Origin of the sequence: Rothia terrae, assembly GCF_014705925.2 — a bacterium.
Classification (GTDB): Bacteria; Actinomycetota; Actinomycetes; order Actinomycetales; family Micrococcaceae; genus Rothia; species Rothia terrae.
Genome location: NZ_CP061539.1, coordinates 2,393,794 through 2,412,823 on the forward strand (window position 1 = coordinate 2,393,794; position 19,030 = coordinate 2,412,823).

Here is a 19,030-nt window from a genome sequence, read left to right on the forward strand (position 1 = left end):
TAAAACACTTAGGCGTTCCTTACCTAGTGATACGTGAAAAAATCCATTGTGACTTTCAAATATGAGTAACCGTACGTTCCCTTATTTTTAGACGGTGCGCTCTTCAAAACCTGTGGTCACATCACCCCTCAGCTGGTAGAATTGTGCGTTCAGGTGTGCCGGGAAGTCTGGTCGGCACCCGTTTTTCTCTTTCTACTACTGGCTCTTAGGGCTAGGGGTCTGCCCGTGAAACTGCGGGCCGAGAAGGGGCAAAGCGGGTAGTACATATTTTGTCGACTTCCCGTTTGGAGAACTATGTCTCAGAACACCGTTCTTTCTCGCGGTACCTACCGCGAATCCCAGCGCATCAGCGAAATTCTTGCCAAAGAGTCCGTAGGTGGCATGATGCTTCTAGCCGCCACCGTAGCTGCCCTCATTTTCGCGAACAGTGGTGCCGCTGAAAGCTACTTCGGTCTACGCGATGCCTACGTTGGACGCGATATCGGCGACTTTCATCTCAAGCTTTCAATCGGTCACTGGGCAGCGGACGGCCTGCTCGCGATTTTCTTCTTTCTCGTTGGTCTAGAACTCAAAAAAGAATTTGTGATTGGCGATTTGCGCAACCCTGGCAAAGCGCTTGTGCCCATGGTGGCAGCAGCTGGCGGCGTCGTTCTGCCCTCAATCATCTACTTCTTGATCAACCTTTCGGGCTCTGCTGAGGCGCGCGGTGGCTGGGCTATTCCGGCGGCTACCGACATTGCGTTTGCGGTAGCTGTTCTTGCCGTCATCGGCTCGCACCTGCCGTCTGCACTGCGTACCTTCTTGCTGACTCTGGCAGTGGTTGATGACCTCATCGCTATCACCATCATCGCCCTCTTCTACACCTCAGACCTCAAAATCCAGTACCTGCTGTGGGCTATCATCCCCATCGCTCTCTACGCACTAATCGCACGCAAGGGCGAAAAGCTTTTCCATCTCAAGCCCGCAGCAGCATGGTTCATCTTGCTCCCCATCGGTTTCATCGTGTGGGCGCTGTTCCTCAACTCGGGTATTCACGCAACCATTGCAGGCGTCATTCTCGCCTTCATGATTCCCGTGCGCATGAACAAGCGCGCTGAGGCGGTGGACGCTGACCACGGCCTGGCAGAGGTCATGGAACACCGCATCCGCCCGTTCTCCGCTGGCTTCTGCGTCCCCGTGTTCGCGTTCTTCTCAGCGGGTGTAGCACTCGGCGGTTGGAACGGTTTCACTTCATCACTCACCGAACCCATCGCGTACGGCATCGTCCTCGCACTGGTCTTTGGCAAGATGATCGGCATTACCGCGTCCACCTGGCTGGTTACCCGCTTTAAGAAAGCAAACCTCGACTCTGATATCGCGTGGGTTGACGTCTTTGGCGTGGCAACTCTGGCAGGTATCGGCTTTACCGTCTCACTGCTCATCGCTGAGCTTTCATTCGGGCTTGGCTCTGATTACAACGATGATGCGAAGGTAGCGATCCTCACCGGCTCGGTCACCGCAGCTGTTTTAGGCGCAATCATCTTGAGCCTGCGCAACAAGCACTACAAGAAGATTGCAGAGAAAGAATCTGTGGACGCTGATGCCGACGGCATACCCGATGTCTTCGCCGACAACGGTGCCTCACTGGGCGGCGGAGCGAAAAGAGCTGAGCACAGCGCAAGCGGCGAAGCGAAAAAGCGATGAGCGAAGCGGATTCACCGCAATTTTCCTAACCGCTAGAGGGGCTGGTGAGCGGTTTTCCGAGCGAGGAAACAAAAACCGCTCACCAGAAAGCTCACCGTCTAACGTGCACAGCGTTATCGAATATGAATAGACATTTGCGTACCCGAGCGCGTCACTAGCTCGCATCCGCCGCGACTACCTCGCTCCCACAGGTTTTTCGCCACCGGGGCTCTCTCGCGCAAACGCTGAATGTGTCACACTTCGTCCCAACATGGGAAAAAACCACCCTTACTTACGTTCCCGGTCATAAAGTAAAAAGAAACGTTCGTACATTGAAAGGGGATGTGAGTGTCTAATTCTTCAGCACCTCATAACCAGACGCTCTCCCGCGGCTCTTATTCTGAGTCCAGCCGCGTGGCGGAGATTTTGCGCCAAGAAACGGTGGGCGGTTTCATTCTGCTTGTTGCCACTGTTCTCGCCGTTATACTCGCAAACTCTCCGGCGGCAGATTTCTACTTCGGTGTACGTGACGCCGAGGTTGGCGCCCATGTTCCAGGTTTTCACCACCTGATGATGACGGTTTCTGAGTGGGCTGCAGATGGTCTGCTGGTTGTCTTCTTCTTTCTGACCGGCCTTGAGCTGAAGAAAGAGTTTGTGGTCGGTGACCTTCATGATCCCGGTAAGGCTATCGTCCCTATCGCTGCTGCGTTCGGTGGTGTAGCGGTTCCCGCGCTGATTTTCGCGGCGATTAACTTCAGCAACCCGTCTGCCTTGCATGGCTGGGCTATTCCTACAGCAACTGATATTGCGTTCGCTGTGGCGGTTATTTCAGCGGTGGGCACGGCGTTGCCGTCTGCGTTGCGCATCTTCTTGCTGACGCTCGCTGTGGTTGATGACCTCATCGCGATTTTCATCATCGCGATTTTTTACACCACCGGTTTCAAACTGACTTACCTTCTGTTGGCGCTGATTCCGATTGCGCTGTTCTGGTTGATCGCGCACAAAGGTGAGACTATGTTCCACCTCAAGCCACTCGCATCCTGGTTGATTCTGCTGCCTCTGGGCATCGTCACCTGGGCACTGTTCTTGGAGTCAGGTATTCACGCGACCATTTCGGGCGTTATCTTGGGCTTCTGCGTGCCGGTGGTGTACAACAAAAAGTCACGTGCCGCGGATGCGCCCGCTGGCTTGGCGGAGGTTCTTGAGCACCGCCTGCGTCCGCTTTCTACGGGTTTCTGCGTACCGGTGTTTGCGTTCTTCTCAGCCGGTGTGGCGATGGGCGGTTTCAGCGGCCTGGCAAAGGCGCTGACCGACTCGGTTGCTTTGGGCATTATGCTCGGCTTGGTTCTTGGTAAGACCGTCGGTATTACTTTGACGACTTGGCTGGTTACCCGATTCCGCAAGGCTAACCTTGATCCGGATATCGCGTGGGTGGACGTCATTGGTTTGGCGATGACCGCGGGTATCGGTTTCACCGTTTCGCTACTGGTAGCTGAGCTTTCGTTCGGCCCGGGTTCTGAGCACACTGAAAACGCGAAGATCGCGATTCTGGTGGGTTCGGTTTCTGCCGCTATTTTGGGTTCGCTGGTGCTGTCTCGTCGTAACAAGCACTACAAGGAACTTACTGAGAAGGAGAGCTTGGACAGCGATGAGGACGGTATTCCAGATGTCTTCACCGACAACGGCTCTCGTTTGGGCGGCGGCGCGAAAAGGGCTGACTAGCATTTTCCGCGAGAGGGGAGGGATGGACCGTTTTTTAGTTAAAAACGGTCCATCCCTCCCCTCTCACGCATTTAATATCTCACCGATAACAATGGCGGGTTGGTCGAGTTATAACCGGTAGGATTCCTAGCCGTGGCTCTTTGCATGCTCGCTAGCTCTCATCCGCCACGGTTAGCCCCTCTCACGCATTAAAAAACGTACCCGCTGAGAATACACCGCGCGCAAGTAAACACATGGGCTTTCTGGCGAGCGATTTTTGTTTCCTCGCTAGCTCGGAAAACCGCCCGCCAGCTATTTCGCGAAGTATCCTGAGCGCTGCGCCAGCCAGTCCAGCCCCAGGTTAATGCCCGGCACCCAGACCTCTACGCGGTGCCCGCCGGTAGGCACCGTTGAGATGGTGAGTTCAGTGGGTGCTTGCACTGCTTTGCGGAAGGCGGGCAGGGTGTCTTTGGGCAGATCATCGTCGTCGCTGGTGTAGAAGAAAATACCGACGTCGGGTTTAGTGCGCGAGACAATATCGGGCAGCATGTAGTTGGGGTCGTGGTCGTCCAGCCACTTCTGGTTATCGCTGTAAATCGGCTCAAAATAGCCCGCCTGCACGAGCGCCGCACTGAAAATATCGGGGTGTTTCACGGTGAACATGGACGCGCACCAACCGCCGGCACTATAACCGGTGGTTGCCCACGCATCCTTGCTATCGATGACGCGCAGGTTAGTTTTAATCCAGGGCACAAGATCCTGCGTCACGAAGGTTTCGGTGTGCGGGGTGTTATCGCCAGAGGCGTCCACGCATTCGCTGTCGTAGTTGCCGGGGTAAACGTCGGGAACAATCAGAATTGTGTTTGCCAGATTACCGCTGGTGTTTTTATCGCGCAGAAGTGCCCCGTAGTCAATGGTGTTCTGGTAGGTATCAGGGCTGCCGGGAAAACCTGGGAACCCCATGATGACGGGGTAAAACTTATCGGGATTGCTCATATATCCCGGCGGTAGCCAGGCGGTCACGCTCATGGTTTTGCCGCTGACGCTACCGGGCACATCAAATTTTACGTATTGGCCTTTGGAGTCATCCTGTGAAAGTTGCGAGCCGAAAAAAGAGTTGGACGCCGGGTTTTTCTGCACAGCGGTAGCTACCTGCTCTACCGCGGGAACGGTAGCAGAGGCCTTCGTTTCTTTCGCACCGTAGTCTTGGGTGGATGCGTCCTGCGCGGTTTCGGGGCTGACGATTTCTTGCCAGCTGGTGAACCACTGGTTTTCTTTATTGAGCCACGCGCCAATGGTGCTGATGCACAGAAGGACGCTCACTATCAGCGCTATCGCCTGCGTCAAGTATTTGCCGATGCCGGGGCCGCGATGCCGGGGAAGAATGAAAATGGCGATGAGAAGTACCACGGCGGTGACCGCTGTGATTCCCCAGACAAATGCGGGACCGGCAATATCCATGGCTCTTCTTTCGTGCGCGCGATAATTCTTTCAATAGAGTGCACGGTTTAGCTGGGAAAATACCGTATGAATGCTGTTGGGTTGCCGGGGGCTCTACAAAACCGTGTCCCTGTTCCTATGAACGGTCTATAATGTGGTTGTTAAGTTCCCCATTTTGAAAGCCGCACCATGAAGCATCCTTCGCCGGTAGAGACCTCTCGAGGTAGAGAGAGAACCGCAAGAATTACCATCGGGCTATATGCTCTTGGAACTCTTATCTCATTTTTTGCGTGGTTGTTGTCGCCGCTACGCGGTCACAGGGGTTTCATGTGGTGGGAGGCTGGTTTTAGCCTGCTGAATATGCCGGTGACGCATACCCTGTTGTCTGCCGCGATTTTGTTTCTCATTACCTCTACGCTGATTCGTCGTAAGCGCATTGGCTTGTACGCGGTGATGTTCTTTCAGGTTATTGGTTTTCTTGCGGGTATTAGTACGCTGACCGCGCTGATTAATTTTGCGGTGCCCACAAAACTTTTCTCTGAGCTGTCTTTCCGCAATCCGCTGGCTGATATTTTCTCTATGCTCTTTGCGCTGTTTGCGCTGGTCTTTTTGTGGCGGGCGCGCCCGGCTTTTCCTGCTCGCATCCACCGTTCGGCGTGGTTGAGTGCGGCGCTGGTGTTGCTGGCTGGTGTGGTACTTACGGGTGTGTTCACTTGGTTTGCGTCTGAGTCGCAGGGTCTGCCGCAGCTTCAGGTTTTCTTGCACACTATCGGCATTGATCCGGGTTTCCGCCCGCCGTCACCGCACGCCAACTGGGTGTTGCAGGTGGCATCGACGCTTTTGGGTATCACGCTGTTGGCGTCAGCTTTCGTGTTCTTGCGGTCGCCCGCGAAGTCGTACAGCGATCACAGTTGGACGCCTGCGCACGAGGTTGAGCTTCGTTCCCTTTTGCAGGATTTTGGTGGGCAGGATTCTCTGTCGTACTTTGCGACGCGTCGTGAGAAGCTTCTTATTTTCTCAACTGACCGTCAGGCAGCAGTGTCTTACCGCATCATTAATTCGGTGTGTTTGGCATCCGGTGATCCGGTGGGTAATCCGGGTTCGTGGGCCGATGCGATTGAGCAGTGGAAGGAGAACGCGCGTACGTACGGTTGGGTTCCCGCTGCGCTGAGTGTAAGTGAGGACGGTGCGCGTGCCTACGCTAATGCCGGGTTGAGCGTGGTGTCGATGGGTGATGAGGCTGTGCTTTACACCGACCGTTTCAGCCTGAATAACACCTCGCTGACCGAGGTTCGTCATGCGGTGAACCGTGTGCGTAAGGGCGGTTACAGCGTCACTATGAGTTATCACGGGGATCTTTCCGCCGAAGAGCTGTCGTCACTAGTTGCTAATGCTGATAGCTGGCGTCACGGTGAAACCGAGCGCGGCTTCTCGATGGCGTTAGGACGCTTAGGCGACCCTGCCGATGCTCGCTCAATTCTTGTTGCTGCCCACGATGCATCCGGCCAGATGGTTGGTCTGCTTTCGTTTGTGCCCTGGGGTAAGACGGGTATTTCGCTGGATGTTATGCGCCGCTCCCCCGATGCGCCCAACGGCATTGTGGAGTTCATGGTTGCTGAGCTCATGGAAGGCGCACCGGAGTTCGGCGTTTCTAAGGTGTCGCTGAACTTCGCGATGTTCCGTAGCATCTTTGAAAACGCTGAGCACTTTGGCGCTAGCCCCACTACCCGTTTGGCATCGCGCACTCTTGGCGTTTTTGACCGCTTCTTGCAGTTGGAACGTCTGTATAAGTTCAACCAGAAGTTCGCGCCCGAGTGGTTGCCGCGTTACCTGTGCACCGATTCGACGGTTTCGCTGGTGCAGGTAGGTATCGCGGCTGGTATTGCCGAGGGCTTCTTGCCGCAGTGGTGGTCTGCTCAAGACCGCACGATGCGTGTGCTCGATGATGATTCCATCGCGCAGATTCGCGCTATTGAGCGTCGCCGCGTCGTAGCTGCCGATCTTGAACCGCGCTGGTCTGATCAGACGCGCCATCGCATCCGCCATCTCAATCAGTTGCGCGAGGCGGGGCACAACCCCTACCCGCTGGGTTTGCGTGCACGTTTCGGCGTGCAAGAGCTCGCTGAATTTTTAGCGGTGGGCGGGCCAGAGCGGCAGCTCACTGTGGCAGGACGCGTGCGTTCAGTACGCGTGCACGGCGGTGTTGCTTTTGCGCAGTTGATTGAAGGTACTTCTACCGCACAGGTGGTCTGTGAGCGTGACGCCCTGGGAGCCACCGAGTTCGCGCTGCTCACTAGCAACCTTGATACCGGTGATATTGCGGCGTTCACGGGCGTCCTGGGGGCTTCGCGCAACGGCACACCCTCGCTGATTGCTGGCGGCTGGCAGTTGGCGTCTAAGTCGTTGCATCCTATTCCGTTTGATGAATTTAGCGATCCTGAGTCCCGCCTGCGCCGCCGTTCCACCGACCTGTTGGTGAACACCGATCAGGTGCAAAACTTGAAGGTGCGTTCGGCAACCATTACCTCTATTCGCAAGACGCTGGATTCCGACGGTTTCACCGAGGTTGAGACCCCGATCCTCAACACGGTGCACGGTGGCGCGTCGGCGCGTCCGTTCAAGACCTTCATCAACGCCTACGGTGCTGACCTCACCCTGCGTATTGCCCCCGAGCTATATTTGAAGCGCCTAGTGGTGGGCGGAATGGGCTCTGTTTACGAGTTAGGACGCGACTTCCGCAACGAGGGTGCGGACGCAACCCACAACCCAGAATTCACGGTACTTGAGGCGTATAAACCCTACGCGGATTACACGACGATGCGCCTGCTCACCGAGATGCTCATTAAGAACGCGGCGTACGCGGTCTTTGGCGACGAGGTACTGCCGCTGGGTGCGAAGAACAGCACCGAGCGCGTGCTCACAGATGTCTCCGGTCCCTGGCGCGTGGTCAGTGTGCTGGATGCGCTCTCAGAAGCCGTGGGTTTTGAGGTTTCACTGGATACCGACTTTGAGGTGCTCCTGCGTCTTGCCCGCGAGAATGAAATTCACGTGCGCGATGACATGGGTGCTGGCGCAGTTATTGAGGAACTCTACGGTGAGCTCGTTGAAGCACACACCGTGGCACCTACTTTCTACACGGACTTCCCTGTTGAAACCTCACCGCTTGCCGGCCCGCATCGTAGCAAGCCCGGCCTGGTTGAGCGTTGGGACTTGGTAATTAACGGTATGGAGATTGGCACCGCCTATTCTGAAATGGCGGACGCTCTCGAGCAGCGCAAGCGCCTGACCGAACAGTCGCTCAAGGCAGCGGCTGGCGATCTTGAAGCCATGCAGATTGATGAGGACTTCCTCTACGCACTCGAAACCGGTCTGCCGCCCACGGGTGGTCTGGGCATCGGCGTCGATCGCCTGGTCATGCTACTCACGCAGACCCAGATTCGCGGTGTGCTCGCTTTCCCATTCGTCAAGCCTGCTGAGTAAAACTAGATGCGCGAGAGGGGAGGGATGTGCCGTTTTTGGCTAAAAAACGGTACATCCCTCCCCTCTCGCGGCAAGAAAGAAAACGATGGACGCCTTCCACTATCTGCTCACCGTCCTGCCGCTGTCGCTCGGCGGTTTTGACCCCGCGCCTGCGCTGATTGCCGCGGTGTTCTTAGCCAACCCCGCGGTGCGCAAGCCGCGCGCTAGCGTCCTGACTTTTGGGGCGGTGCTTATTGGCGGCACGGCGGTGTGGGGGCTGGTGCTGTCTAAGGTGGTGGGCGAACGCATCCGCGATATTCCCTGGCATGAGATTGTGCACGTGCTTTTGCACTCCGGGTTGTGGACGGTTGCCCTGAAGCTCGCGATTGCCGCCAGTTTGCTGGTGTACGCGGTTATCTCTTACCGCAAGCGCGGACGCGAGAAAGAAGAGAAAAGCCGCACCGCGGCGGGTTTGATGGTGGTGGCGCTGGGGTTTGTTGCTCTGGTGACCAGCGATGTACCGTTTGTTGCCACCGTTGCGCTGTCGTCGCATCAGCCTTTTGCCGTGCAGGTGGTGGGTTTAAGCCTGTGGGCGATCATTTCGCAGGTTCCGCTGTTTGCCCTGTGTGTGGCGGTGGCGTTGGGGCAGCATGGCGCTTTCGCACGCTGGCTTGAGAAGGTGTGGACGCGGGTTCGTCCGGTGGTTGGCGTCCTGATTCCCGCAGCGTGCGCGCTGGCGGCGCTGGGGCTGATCGTGGATGTGGTGGTGCACCTGGTGCTGATTACCTAGCGAGCCTAGTGCGAGAGGCTGGCGAGCAGTTTTCTGAGCGAGCTAGCGAGCAAGCACCGTGTCTAGCTCCTCTCACGTACGCCCTACGCGTTCGCTAGCCCGCGTCTACCTGCGACGCTTCGCATACTGAGTATTCAGAAATGCGCATTCACACCAGCCAAAGCGCTATTGAGGCTTATTCAAAAGTCCCACCAGCCGCCAAAAACACCAACCCGCGAACTACCGAGAACACCCGCTGATACGAGCTCAACGGCCGTCTGAAACCCATGTGCAGAACCCGCCAGGTCTTAATGTGAGCGATGACCCGCTCCACCACTGACCTCAGGCGATTGAGCAGCCGATTATTCCTCTTCACTTCAGCATTAAACCGCTGTCCAGGCTTACGCTTGACCGGGGTGGCTAACCCCAGACCAACATAACCCTTATCAGCCAGAGTCGAAGAGTCTAATAACTGATCAAGTCCATGGGCTCTAAAAGCGTAAGCATCATGCCTCGCTCCGGGTAAGGGGTCGGTAATTGCCAGGAGCCTACCACCTAGGGTGCAGATAACTTGGTGGTTGAAACCAGCACGTTTATGCTTGCCTGAGAAGTTTGTTTTACCTAGTGAACGCCAATTCCATGTGGGTATCAGGGTTCCGTCGATGACCAAGGATCCTGGTGCTTTGAGGCTTTCGCCCAGAGGGCGATTCAGTGGGGTGAGGATTTTCTCCAGTGCCCTCTCAATGGTGTTGATAGCTCGTGAAACCGTCGGTTGTGAGACGGTAAAAAGTTCTGCGAGGAGTTCTTCGGTGAGGTTGTGGCGGTGGTAGAGCAAGGTGATTTTGAGGGCTTGGGTTTGGGTGAGGGCTGGTGGTCTTCCGCTTGGTTTTGCCCAGGTGAGGTGGTGGGTGAGGGCTGTGAGGAGCGTGGTGAATTGCGTGGCGGTGAGGCCGGTTGTACGCTGGTGTTGCAACGGTTCTTCCGGTATGGCTTGAGGTTATTTGTAGAGATTTAACGCTCATATTTTTGCCGCTGGTGGGGCCGTTGTCTAGTTGGTGGGTGTGGGGTGTGCTCTTACTTTTGAATAAGCCTCATTAAAACGATAACAATAAAATATTCGTCATAAAACAACATAAAACATTTCAAGCGTTAGAAAACCCGCTCACAGGTGTATTTTCAAGATGTTGCATAAGCAACATCTACAAGAAAGAAACCTTCATGCTTACACGCAGAGCCACCCTCACCGCAGCACCGCTAGCGGCGCTAGAGGCAAGCGCCTCACTGCAACAGGGGCTCCTGACCCATCACACGGTGAACCAGAATGTGAGTTCGACCTTGAAGGAAGGGGCGAATACTACGACGAACACTTTTGCGGGTATGACTCAGAAGCAGTTGATTGCTCAGCAGTCTTCTAAAGAGGGTACCTTTGTATGCACACACGGTTTGAATGATCGTTATGGTAATCCGATGGTGGAGAAGTCAACATCCCTATTAATTAAGAGAAATATATATTATTGTGTTTAATAAAATATCACCAATGACTTATTCTGCAATATTTTGCATATCGGGGTTTATTCTTTTAGGAATTGAGGGATACCTAGGCAGGTTAAGCATTATCGGAACTGCACTATTTGGCTTAGGAATGATTTTCGGTTTCTACGGTTATGGTAAAGCACGAGATCAAAATATTCATGATAACTATAACTCTGAAAATAGGAAACCCTAAGAAAATTTATTAACAAAAGACATCTCCATCAACTTGGAGATACGTTTTATGTAACCGAATATAATTTATCCAATAGAGCGCTTAATGGCGATAGATCAATAGCCAAGATTTTTAAACCAGATGCGATTACTGTTTTTATGTGACTTCGCTGCAGTATACTCCATACTTGGGGTTCTTATTTTATTTTTCCCTGATGATTCTAATGAAAAAAGAAAATAAAATTATCCTAACTCTCTAACCTGTGAAAAAATAAAGTATTTACCGTAGTGTGTCTCTGAAATTTCAGAGACACACTTTTATAATTCATTTTCAGTAGATTTTTTACCATCTTGGTAAAAGACGATGACTCCGCTTCAACTCCCAAAGAGACATCAATGATGCCCTGCCACGGGGGCCTCGCCCCAGTACTAGTGTTGGAGTGGGGGGGGGAGAGACACCGGCACAACCTGTGGTATGTAAGCACCTACAACTTTCCCACTGTAGAAAGGTGAAGATATTGGACGGATTTAACAAAACAATTATGCAATTGCTATGACTGGTATAGTGATTGGTCTAATTGGCATATCCCTTATAGGCAGACCAGGATTTTTAGGAATTGCTGGAATATGTATGTTTCTGACTGCAGCAATAATTGCTGTAATTAATTTTCTAGATATAAGTAAGAGACGTTAGAAGCTGTATTCATAGAATCTACGGTCAGAAAAATTTTGATGAGATGCTTTCATCTTCAGATGAAGGCACCTCATCGTTTTATTCAAAAAGTGCCCCTACGCCCCGTCCGAGGAGTCCGCTAGTCAGGGTTGCGCGCGATCATGCTACCCGGTGATTGGCGTCCTAATCCCCGTAGCGTGCACGCTGGCAGCGCTGGGGCTGATTGTGGATGTGGTGGTGCACCTGGTGCTGGTTACCTAGCGAGCCTAACGCGCGAGAGGGGAGGGATGTACCGTTTTTAAGCTAAAAACGGTACATCCCTCCCCTTTCGCGTACTAAGGAACTGCGCGTTCTTTATGATTTGGTGGGCTAGTTGGTTGGCGGGATTTCTAGCCGTGGCTCTTGCATGCTCGCTAGCTCGCATCCGCCACGACTAGCCCCTCTCGGGTTCTCAAAAACCCTAAGCCACTACATGCCTACCCTGTGCCTTGCGAGCGCCAAGCTTCTCACGCAACTTGTAAAACTTTGCAAGCGCCGCTGTCTCATAACCAAAGACAGTCATCACGATAAGGTGCACTCGCGCCTGCGTCAGAGTGTAGATAAACCACGGCAGTGCAGGCTCGTACTCATGAATAGCGATAATGACGCGGCTTTCATCCAGCACACGACGGAAGACCAAGCGAGCGCGTCCGCCCTCCTGAACACGCGCCAGGCGTCCGCCACTAATCATGTAGGTAACCGCGTCCTCACGTGAACGCTCAGGTGAGTAGTCGAGGGTAAGAATCGGGTCCTTGAGAATAGGCAGGCGAATCTCAGCGTGATTGTCGTTGACGCTGGTACCCACGATTTTCAGGCTCGATCGTGAGAGCCACTGCAGGTAGTAGCTCGCGGTGTGCTGCACCGACCAGTGCTCGGGAATAGTGACGCGTTGAATGGACTTCACATCGTTCTTAGGGTTCTCAACGTCCTTCTTCAAAGGAAGTGAGAAGCTGGGCAGCGTGTAGCCCAGTGAGTCTTGGTTTTCGGTAGCCAGTCGCACGCTTTCCTTAAAAGGCGTGGGCGCATTAGTAATTCCCTCTACGGTATGTTCGGGAGTAATCACCATGTCGTGCACCAGGCTATCGAGCAGCGGACCGACCATCTCAATCGGCTTACCGCTAATGAGGGCGACCCACGCCTTAGAGAGCCAGACGGGAATAATCGGCAGATCCACCATGGGCAGCTTCTTGCCCAGAACTTCTGCGGTTTCTTCAAAGAGCTCGCGGTAGTTCATTTCTTCAGGCCCACCAATGTCAATGGACTGCTGGCCGAGGTCTTCGCGCTCAATCACTGCGAGCAGACCGTCGATGAGGTCGCGCAAAGCCACCGGGTGCGTACGGTTATACGCCCAGGAGGGCAGCACCAGACCGGGCAGACGCTCTACCAGTGACTGCAGAATCGGGAAGGACGAACCCTTCGGCCCCACAATCAAACCGGCACGCAAGGTAGTCACGGGAACACCGAAAGAACCAAGAATCTTCTCGCACTCTAGACGGCTGGCAAGGTGACGCGAAAGCTTTTCATCATCGGGGACGATACCGCTCAAGTACACAATGCGCTTGACGCCGTTGTTCGCCGCTGCTCGCGCGAAGTTATCAGCAAGGAGCGCGTCCATGTCTTCGAACTTGGCTTGCGTCAGCTTTGCCTGCGGCTGCATGGAGTGAACCAGATAAACCGCCAGGTCAATGTCTTTCATGACGCGTTCATTATCTTCAGGTGCGAAGAGATCCGCAGCAACCCAGGTAACGTTTTCTTCGTTTTCCTTGTTCTTAGTACTGCGTGAAACCGCGATAACCTCGTGGTTTTTCTTCAGCTCTTTGAGCAGGTTGCCGCCAATATAACCGGATGCGCCCGTCAAAAGGATTTTCATGTTTACCGCCTTACCGCAGTGTTGGTGCAGAACTCATCAGTAGTCTGTCTAAGGTCAAGAGTAAACTATGCACGATGCGAGAGGGGAGCAATGGGACGTTTCTGCGGCGAAAAATGTCCCATTGCTCTCCTCTCACGGATAGGTGATCTGCTCGATACCCATACAACACAAAGCAAGTCCACGACGAACAGCTTTCTACCCGAGGATTTTCGCTTCCTCGCTCACTCGGAAAATCCTCGACTAGCCCCTCTCGAGTATTAATAATCTAATCCCAACCACTCATTGCGTGGGCAAGGTAATTGGTGAGCTTCCTGGTCGAGGGTCTCTATGGGCTCGCTAGCTCGCACCCGCTTCGCCCAGCTTATTCTTTTTCCACCAGCTTGTTTGCCGCTGCCGCCATTGCACCAAACTTGCGCAGGGTCTCCGGCATATCGTCCTTATCGGTGATGACCTCAATGAAGATCATCTTGTCTTTTTCCCGCTGAGCAACCGCGCAAGCATCCAGTAGCTCATTGACGGTGGACGCGCGCAGAACCACGGTGTTCTCGTCGGTTGCGCCAAAGGCGGCGGGCACCTTCTGCCAGTCCATAGGAGCGATGTCGTTGTAGGAGAGCTTCTTGCCGTGGATAGCGCGCTCAATGGTGTAACCGTCGTTATTAATCAAGAAAATCACGGGGTTGAGGCCCCGACGCACCACGGTGGCGAGTTCCTGGATGGTCAGCTGCGCCGAGCCGTCACCGATAAAGAGCACGCCGCGAGAATCACGATCAGCCACCGCCGCACCCAGAAGAGCGGGCAGGGTGTAGCCAATCGAACCCCATAGGGGCGCACCAATAAAGCGGGCGTCCTTGGGGAAACCGCGCGATGCCATACCAAAGAATGAGGTTCCCATTTCAACCACGACGGTGTTGAGCTCGTCCAGGTTAGAGGCAACAACGTCCCACAACTGGTTCTGAGTCAGTGCATCATCGGATGCGGCAGGCTGCTCAACCTCGCGGGTGAAGGGTGTGAAGTCCATGGGCTGTGCGTCAGCTTCTACTGCAACCTCGGTGAGGATATCCAGTGCATCGCTCAGCGCCAGCGGCGCGAAGGTTTCACGGCCGATGGTTGCCGACTCTGCGCCCAGGTTGATGGCCTTGTGCATATCAACTTTGTGCGAGAAGCCCACGGTGTTGGTATCGGTGAAGGCGACGGCCGAGAGGATGATTGCCTCGGCGTCCTCAATGACGGTGCGGGTTTCATCGGCGGTCAGAGTACCCAGGTAAAGACCGGCGAACTGCTTATTATTCTCATCGATGAGAGCCTTCGCGCCCATCAGGGTGCAGTAGGGAAAATCTGTGGCATCAATCAGGCGCTGCAGATTATCAGTCGCCTGCAAACGCGCGGTCATGTAGTCCGCCAGAATGGAGGTTTTCTTGCCGCGCAGGAACTCGGTGGCGGCTTTTTTGAAAGCTGTTTTCGCTGCGTTGGTTGAGATTGCGAGCTTCACTTCAAGAGGGCCGGTGGGCGGGTCAATTTCTGCGCTGGCAACATCGGCGGACAGCATCAGGTAGCCGGGCTTGTTGTGCACGACGGCATCGCGAAGGACGCGGTCAATATCGAACGGTGCGGTGGCAGGTTGCAAAATCGCGGTTGAAACGTTGACCTCGTCTGCCATGCGAATAAAGTGCTTGAAGTCGCCGTCGCCGAGGGTGTGATGCACGCGCAGGTGCGAGTTCTGCGCAGCTGAGGACGGTGCACCCACAATATGGATAACGGGCACATTCTCTGCGTAGGAACCCGCGGTTGCGTTAATAGATGACAGCTCACCAACCCCGTAGGTGGTCACCAGCGCGCCAAGACCGCGCACGCGTGCGTAGCCGTCCGCCGCATAACCAGCATTCAGCTCGTTCATGTTACCCACCCACTCGAGCTTCTCGTGCTCTAGAACGTCGTCGAGAAAGCCCAGGTTAAAGTCGCCGGGGACGCCAAAAACATCGGTGACGCCCAGTTCTACCAGGCGGTCGAGAAGGTAATTGCCAACGTTGTAAGTCATGCTTGTTCCTTTGAAAAGTGAGAGGTGTGTGCGGGCAAGATGTGCAGCCCACCCGCATCCACAAATGTGGTCGCTAACACATCATACACGGTGGGTGTGACGCGCGGTACGGAGCAGAAATACCCACCTTTACCCGCAATTTATACGCGCGCTAACGCATTCAGCTTTTTCACAGAAGACACATTTCTTGCACTTAAGAAAAACTCAGCGTTCACAGCTTTCACAGGGCGCACTATAAAAATATGAACGCAACAGCAAAACTCCTTCGCTCCCCCAAACTTCTCATCAGCATCGGCGCACTCTGCCTTCTCATTGTCACGGGGCTGGGTTTTGCCCTCAAAAACTCACTCATCACCGCAGAAGACACCGACGTACTCAACGACTTTCTGGCACGTCGCTCAGACACCGCAACCTCGGTACTAACCTTCATTTCCACCATCTTTGACCCGGCGGGCACCATTTTGCTGTCACTCCTCGTCAGCGCAGTGCTTTGGTTTACGACGCGTCACTGGCGCTACGCGGCGCTGGTATGCGGTTCGGTAGCGGCATCTGCAGCTATTACCTACACCTTCAAATCCATTTTTCACCGCAGCCGCCCGCCGCTGGTTGACCACCTCGTCAACGAAACCGACTTCAGCTTTCCCTCAGGCCACGTCACCGGCACTACCGCGCTATTGGTCTCCACCGCGATCGTACTGACCCTCCTCACCGCACGCCGCAGCACCCGCGTCCTCACTTGGATCATCAGTGCAGCTATCATCGCCGCCGTCGCAGGATCCCGCCTCTACTTGGGCGTTCACTGGTTCAGCGACACCGCCGCAGGCTCCCTCGTAGGATTCGGCACCACGCTCATTCTCAGTGCTCTATTGTTAGGTAAAAAGAAAGAAATCTAATGGTTCCCTCCATTCACCACGCGCCATCACAGCCCGCAGTAGCGCAACACTCACCTCGGGGAAAGAACTTAGAAAGCCGCACCGAACGGTTTTTATACAGGTTCTTTCGCGTCAGCCTGTGGGTCAAGCTGCTAGTCGGTATCGGGGAATTCATGTCAGCTGCGGTACTCTTCTTCACCCCGCCAGGGTGGTGGACGCTAGCCGCACAAAAAATAGCGAACTCTGAAATTTTTCAAGACACCGACATCATTACCAGCGCGCAGGTACTCCATGAAGGCAGCGTCCTCAGCCAGCACACCCCGTGGTTCGCTACCGTTTACCTTTTAATCCACGCCCTCACCAAAATCGTGCTTGTGTGGGCAGTCCTGAAAAATAAACTGTGGGCGTACCCGTGGATGCTCGGCATCCTCACCATTTTCACGGGCTATCAGATCTTCGACATCGCAACCGGCGGGTCACTCATAATGGTTGCCCTGACAGTTTTCGACGTCTTCATCGTCTTCCTCACCCTGCACGAGTGGAAGCGAGCCAAAAGAAATCACTAACGGGCAGGTTCTTCGGTAAAACAAGCAGTTTTGCCGAGGAGCCCACCCTTTGCACACCCGCCCACCGCTTAGCGTGCGCCTCATCACTTAAGCCCTAAAATTCAGGCTTTACTCACGCGCCCAAATTGCTTATTTCGCTCCCGACTGTGACAATAAAACGGACTATTGTCGGCATACGTGTCGATTTCACGGGGTGCGCTCACACATCATCGGCGCGTTACGCCCCTCCTTATTTCTTTGCAGCGAAGCAACACTGAAAAAATTACGCGCAGGATTTTTCTGCGCTTTTCGGCGTGGTTTCAAGCAGATATGGAGCACATCTATGGACGCTATTTTGGGCGCGATTGAGTGGTTGAACTCAACCACCGCCGGCGCATCCGACGTCATTTTGAATATCACCAACACCATCTGGACCTACTTTCTCTTTGCGGCCCTGATCATCGTTGGTTTGATTATTACCATCTGGACGCGCGGCATTCAGTTCCGCGGTCTAGGCGAAATGTTCCGCACCCTGAAAGACCCCGCAGGCACCGAGCAAGACGGCTCTAAGGGCATTTCAGCTTTCCGCGCGTTCACCGTTTCAGCAGCATCCCGCGTGGGCACCGGCAACATCGCGGGTGTAGCTATCGCAATCACCATGGGCGGCCCCGGCGCTGTGTTCTGGATGTGGGTTATCGCATCCGTGGGCGCGGCGAGCGCATTCGCTGAGTCCCTGCTCGGCCAGCTCTACAAGGAGCGCGGCAAGGACTCATACATCGGCGGCCCGGCGTACTACATGAAGCGCGGACTGAACGCTAAATGGCTCGGCCTGATCTTCGTGGCATTCATCGTTGTTACTTACGCATTCGTATTCGTTGCTGTGCAGACCAACGCTATTGTCGACGCGACCTCCACCTCATTCGGTGTTGACGTCACCGGCACCAACGGCATGGGCTACCGCCTGCTCGTTGGCGTTATCATCATGGCGCTGACCGCAGCTATCATCTTCGGCGGCATCCGCACCATCTCATCCGTCACCGAGTGGCTTGTTCCCGTCATGGCTGTTCTCTACGTCGGCCTGGGCTTGCTGGTTGTTATCCTCAACATCGGTGCAATCCCCGGCATGATCGTTGAAATCGTTCAGGGCGCATTCGGCATTCGTGAATTCGGTGTTGGCGGCCTCATGGGCGCACTGCTCTGGGGCATGAAGCGTGGCCTGCTCTCTAACGAAGCCGGTATGGGTACCGCTCCCAACGCTGGCGCGACCGCTGTGGTTTCACACCCCGCTAAGCAGGGTTTCGTGCAGTCACTGGGCGTTTACTTCGACACCATCTTAATTTGCTCCATCACCGCTTTCGTTGTTCTCATCTACAAGCCCGAGTACGGTGTTGAAGCGCAGGGCGCATCACTCACCCAGACCGCTCTGGCATCAGAACTCGGCGGCTGGGCTGTTCACTTCCTGTCCATCGCAATTACCCTGTTCGCGTTCTCGTCCATCATCGGTAACTACTACTACGGTGAATCAAACATCCGCTTTGTGACCGAGAGCCGCGTACCGATGTTCATCTTCCGCGTGATCGTTCTCTTCTTCGTGTTCTTCGGCGCTATCGCGTCACTGAACCTGCTGTGGAACACCGCGGACCTTCTGAACGCTGGCATGGTTGTTGTTAACCTGACCGCTGTGATGCTCTTGATGCCCAAGGTCATCAAGGTTCTCAAGAACTACGAAGCTCAGCGCAAGGCTGGCAAGGAACCCGTCTTCCACCGCGAAGACCTACCCGAAGCTAACCTCGCTGCATGGGATGGCCGCGATGAAATCGCATCCAACGAGTTCTGGGAAACTCGTGCCCTGCAGATTGTTGAAGCTAAAGAAGCTAAGCAGCAGGCACGCGACAGCCGCCGCAGCTAGTTTCTAGCGCGGGTAAGGACGCTCCTAAGACTTAGTCATAGGGGATAAATTGCTGGCGCAAGCGTAGCGGGGGCAAACAATCCTTCTCACCGGGTTCGCTTCGCTCACTAGGCGATTCATGCCAGCCCCAGCCAGTTTGCCGCTCGCTACGCTTGTCTCCGGGAGGCCTCTTATGAAAGAGGCTCCTCATCGTAGCGCCCCGCTTCTCATATACGAGAGGCGGGGCGCTTTTGTATGCGAATAACGAATCGCCCGAACTTTTCGTGGATTTGCGCTGTAAAAACACGAAAATTACAGCGTAAATCTACAAAATTTGTTTTTAAAAAATAAATAATGCGAAATATAAGCATTT

General features: G+C 54.5%; 12 protein-coding genes. 8 read left to right on the forward strand and 4 right to left on the reverse strand.

Features of this window, described 5'->3' with window-relative positions:
• Nucleotides 1-294: 294 nt before the first annotated feature.
• Both nhaA (IDM49_RS10895) and nhaA (IDM49_RS10900) read left to right on the forward strand, forming a co-directional pair.
• Nucleotides 295-1,683: a Na+/H+ antiporter NhaA gene (gene nhaA, locus IDM49_RS10895; protein ID WP_190724523.1), complete on the forward strand. Its 1,389-nt coding sequence runs from the start codon at nucleotides 295-297 to the stop codon at nucleotides 1,681-1,683.
• A 327-nt stretch (nucleotides 1,684-2,010) separates the two neighbouring features.
• Nucleotides 2,011-3,384, forward strand: coding sequence for a Na+/H+ antiporter NhaA (gene nhaA / locus IDM49_RS10900; protein ID WP_190724524.1), 1,374 nt, complete (start codon nucleotides 2,011-2,013; stop codon nucleotides 3,382-3,384).
• Between the two features lie 291 nt (nucleotides 3,385-3,675).
• On the opposite strand, the gene IDM49_RS10905 is transcribed toward nhaA (IDM49_RS10900), so the two are convergent.
• Nucleotides 3,676-4,824, reverse strand: a complete 1,149-nt coding sequence (locus IDM49_RS10905; RefSeq protein WP_190724525.1) for an alpha/beta hydrolase — start codon at nucleotides 4,822-4,824, stop codon at nucleotides 3,676-3,678.
• Between the two features lie 168 nt (nucleotides 4,825-4,992).
• Here IDM49_RS10905 and lysX point away from each other — a divergent pair, with 168 nt between their 5' ends.
• Together lysX and IDM49_RS10915 are read left to right on the forward strand one after the other, a co-directional pair.
• Nucleotides 4,993-8,283, forward strand: a complete 3,291-nt coding sequence (gene lysX / locus IDM49_RS10910) for a bifunctional lysylphosphatidylglycerol synthetase/lysine--tRNA ligase LysX (RefSeq protein ID WP_190724526.1) — start codon at nucleotides 4,993-4,995, stop codon at nucleotides 8,281-8,283.
• 85 nt (nucleotides 8,284-8,368) lie between these two features.
• A complete protein-coding gene (locus IDM49_RS10915; RefSeq protein WP_190724527.1) occupies nucleotides 8,369-9,052 on the forward strand; it encodes a hypothetical protein in 684 nt (227 codons plus the stop codon).
• Nucleotides 9,053-9,227: 175 nt separating this feature from the next.
• On the opposite strand, the gene IDM49_RS10920 is transcribed toward IDM49_RS10915, so the two are convergent.
• Nucleotides 9,228-10,004: a transposase family protein gene (locus IDM49_RS10920; protein ID WP_190724528.1), complete on the reverse strand. Its 777-nt coding sequence runs from the start codon at nucleotides 10,002-10,004 to the stop codon at nucleotides 9,228-9,230.
• 245 nt (nucleotides 10,005-10,249) lie between these two features.
• Here IDM49_RS10920 and IDM49_RS10925 point away from each other — a divergent pair, with 245 nt between their 5' ends.
• Nucleotides 10,250-10,555 (forward strand): hypothetical protein, encoded by a 306-nt coding sequence (locus tag IDM49_RS10925; protein WP_193836656.1) that lies wholly within the window; start codon nucleotides 10,250-10,252, stop codon nucleotides 10,553-10,555.
• A gap of 1,313 nt (nucleotides 10,556-11,868) precedes the next feature.
• Here the strand turns inward: IDM49_RS10925 and IDM49_RS10930 are convergent.
• A complete protein-coding gene (locus IDM49_RS10930; RefSeq protein ID WP_190724529.1) occupies nucleotides 11,869-13,317 on the reverse strand; it encodes an NAD(P)H-binding protein in 1,449 nt (482 codons plus the stop codon).
• A 361-nt stretch (nucleotides 13,318-13,678) separates the two neighbouring features.
• The gene (locus IDM49_RS10935) at nucleotides 13,679-15,352 is read right to left on the reverse strand and encodes an alpha-keto acid decarboxylase family protein (RefSeq protein WP_190724530.1); all 1,674 of its coding nucleotides are present in this window, start codon (nucleotides 15,350-15,352) and stop codon (nucleotides 13,679-13,681) included.
• A 242-nt stretch (nucleotides 15,353-15,594) separates the two neighbouring features.
• Between IDM49_RS10935 and IDM49_RS10940 the strand changes: the two genes are divergently transcribed.
• From IDM49_RS10940 to IDM49_RS10950, 3 genes are all read left to right on the forward strand, one after another.
• Nucleotides 15,595-16,245 carry a phosphatase PAP2 family protein gene (locus IDM49_RS10940; RefSeq protein WP_190724531.1) on the forward strand — a complete coding sequence of 217 codons (651 nt, stop codon included), beginning with the start codon at nucleotides 15,595-15,597 and terminating at the stop codon, nucleotides 16,243-16,245.
• Complete coding sequence (locus IDM49_RS10945) at nucleotides 16,245-16,790, forward strand: DUF2127 domain-containing protein (protein ID WP_190724532.1); 546 nt, start codon at nucleotides 16,245-16,247, stop codon at nucleotides 16,788-16,790. Before IDM49_RS10940 ends, IDM49_RS10945 begins: the two co-directional genes overlap by 1 nt.
• Before the next feature lie 322 nt (nucleotides 16,791-17,112).
• Nucleotides 17,113-18,678 carry an alanine/glycine:cation symporter family protein gene (locus IDM49_RS10950; RefSeq protein WP_190724533.1) on the forward strand — a complete coding sequence of 522 codons (1,566 nt, stop codon included), beginning with the start codon at nucleotides 17,113-17,115 and terminating at the stop codon, nucleotides 18,676-18,678.
• Nucleotides 18,679-19,030 lie beyond the last annotated feature (352 nt).

What these genes read in the sequence shown, in the direction of transcription:
- IDM49_RS10935 (WP_190724530.1), bottom strand. Translation starts at nt 15,352, where the DNA reads ATGACTTACAACGTTGGCAATTACCTTCTCGACCGCCTGGTAGAACTG.
- IDM49_RS10945 (WP_190724532.1), top strand. Translation starts at nt 16,245, where the DNA reads ATGGTTCCCTCCATTCACCACGCGCCATCACAGCCCGCAGTAGCGCAA.
- nhaA (WP_190724523.1), top strand. Translation starts at nt 295, where the DNA reads ATGTCTCAGAACACCGTTCTTTCTCGCGGTACCTACCGCGAATCCCAG.
- IDM49_RS10905 (WP_190724525.1), bottom strand. Translation starts at nt 4,824, where the DNA reads ATGGATATTGCCGGTCCCGCATTTGTCTGGGGAATCACAGCGGTCACC.
- lysX (WP_190724526.1), top strand. Translation starts at nt 4,993, where the DNA reads ATGAAGCATCCTTCGCCGGTAGAGACCTCTCGAGGTAGAGAGAGAACC.
- IDM49_RS10940 (WP_190724531.1), top strand. Translation starts at nt 15,595, where the DNA reads ATGAACGCAACAGCAAAACTCCTTCGCTCCCCCAAACTTCTCATCAGC.
- IDM49_RS10915 (WP_190724527.1), top strand. Translation starts at nt 8,369, where the DNA reads ATGGACGCCTTCCACTATCTGCTCACCGTCCTGCCGCTGTCGCTCGGC.
- IDM49_RS10930 (WP_190724529.1), bottom strand. Translation starts at nt 13,317, where the DNA reads ATGAAAATCCTTTTGACGGGCGCATCCGGTTATATTGGCGGCAACCTG.
- IDM49_RS10925 (WP_193836656.1), top strand. Translation starts at nt 10,250, where the DNA reads ATGCTTACACGCAGAGCCACCCTCACCGCAGCACCGCTAGCGGCGCTA.
- IDM49_RS10950 (WP_190724533.1), top strand. Translation starts at nt 17,113, where the DNA reads ATGGACGCTATTTTGGGCGCGATTGAGTGGTTGAACTCAACCACCGCC.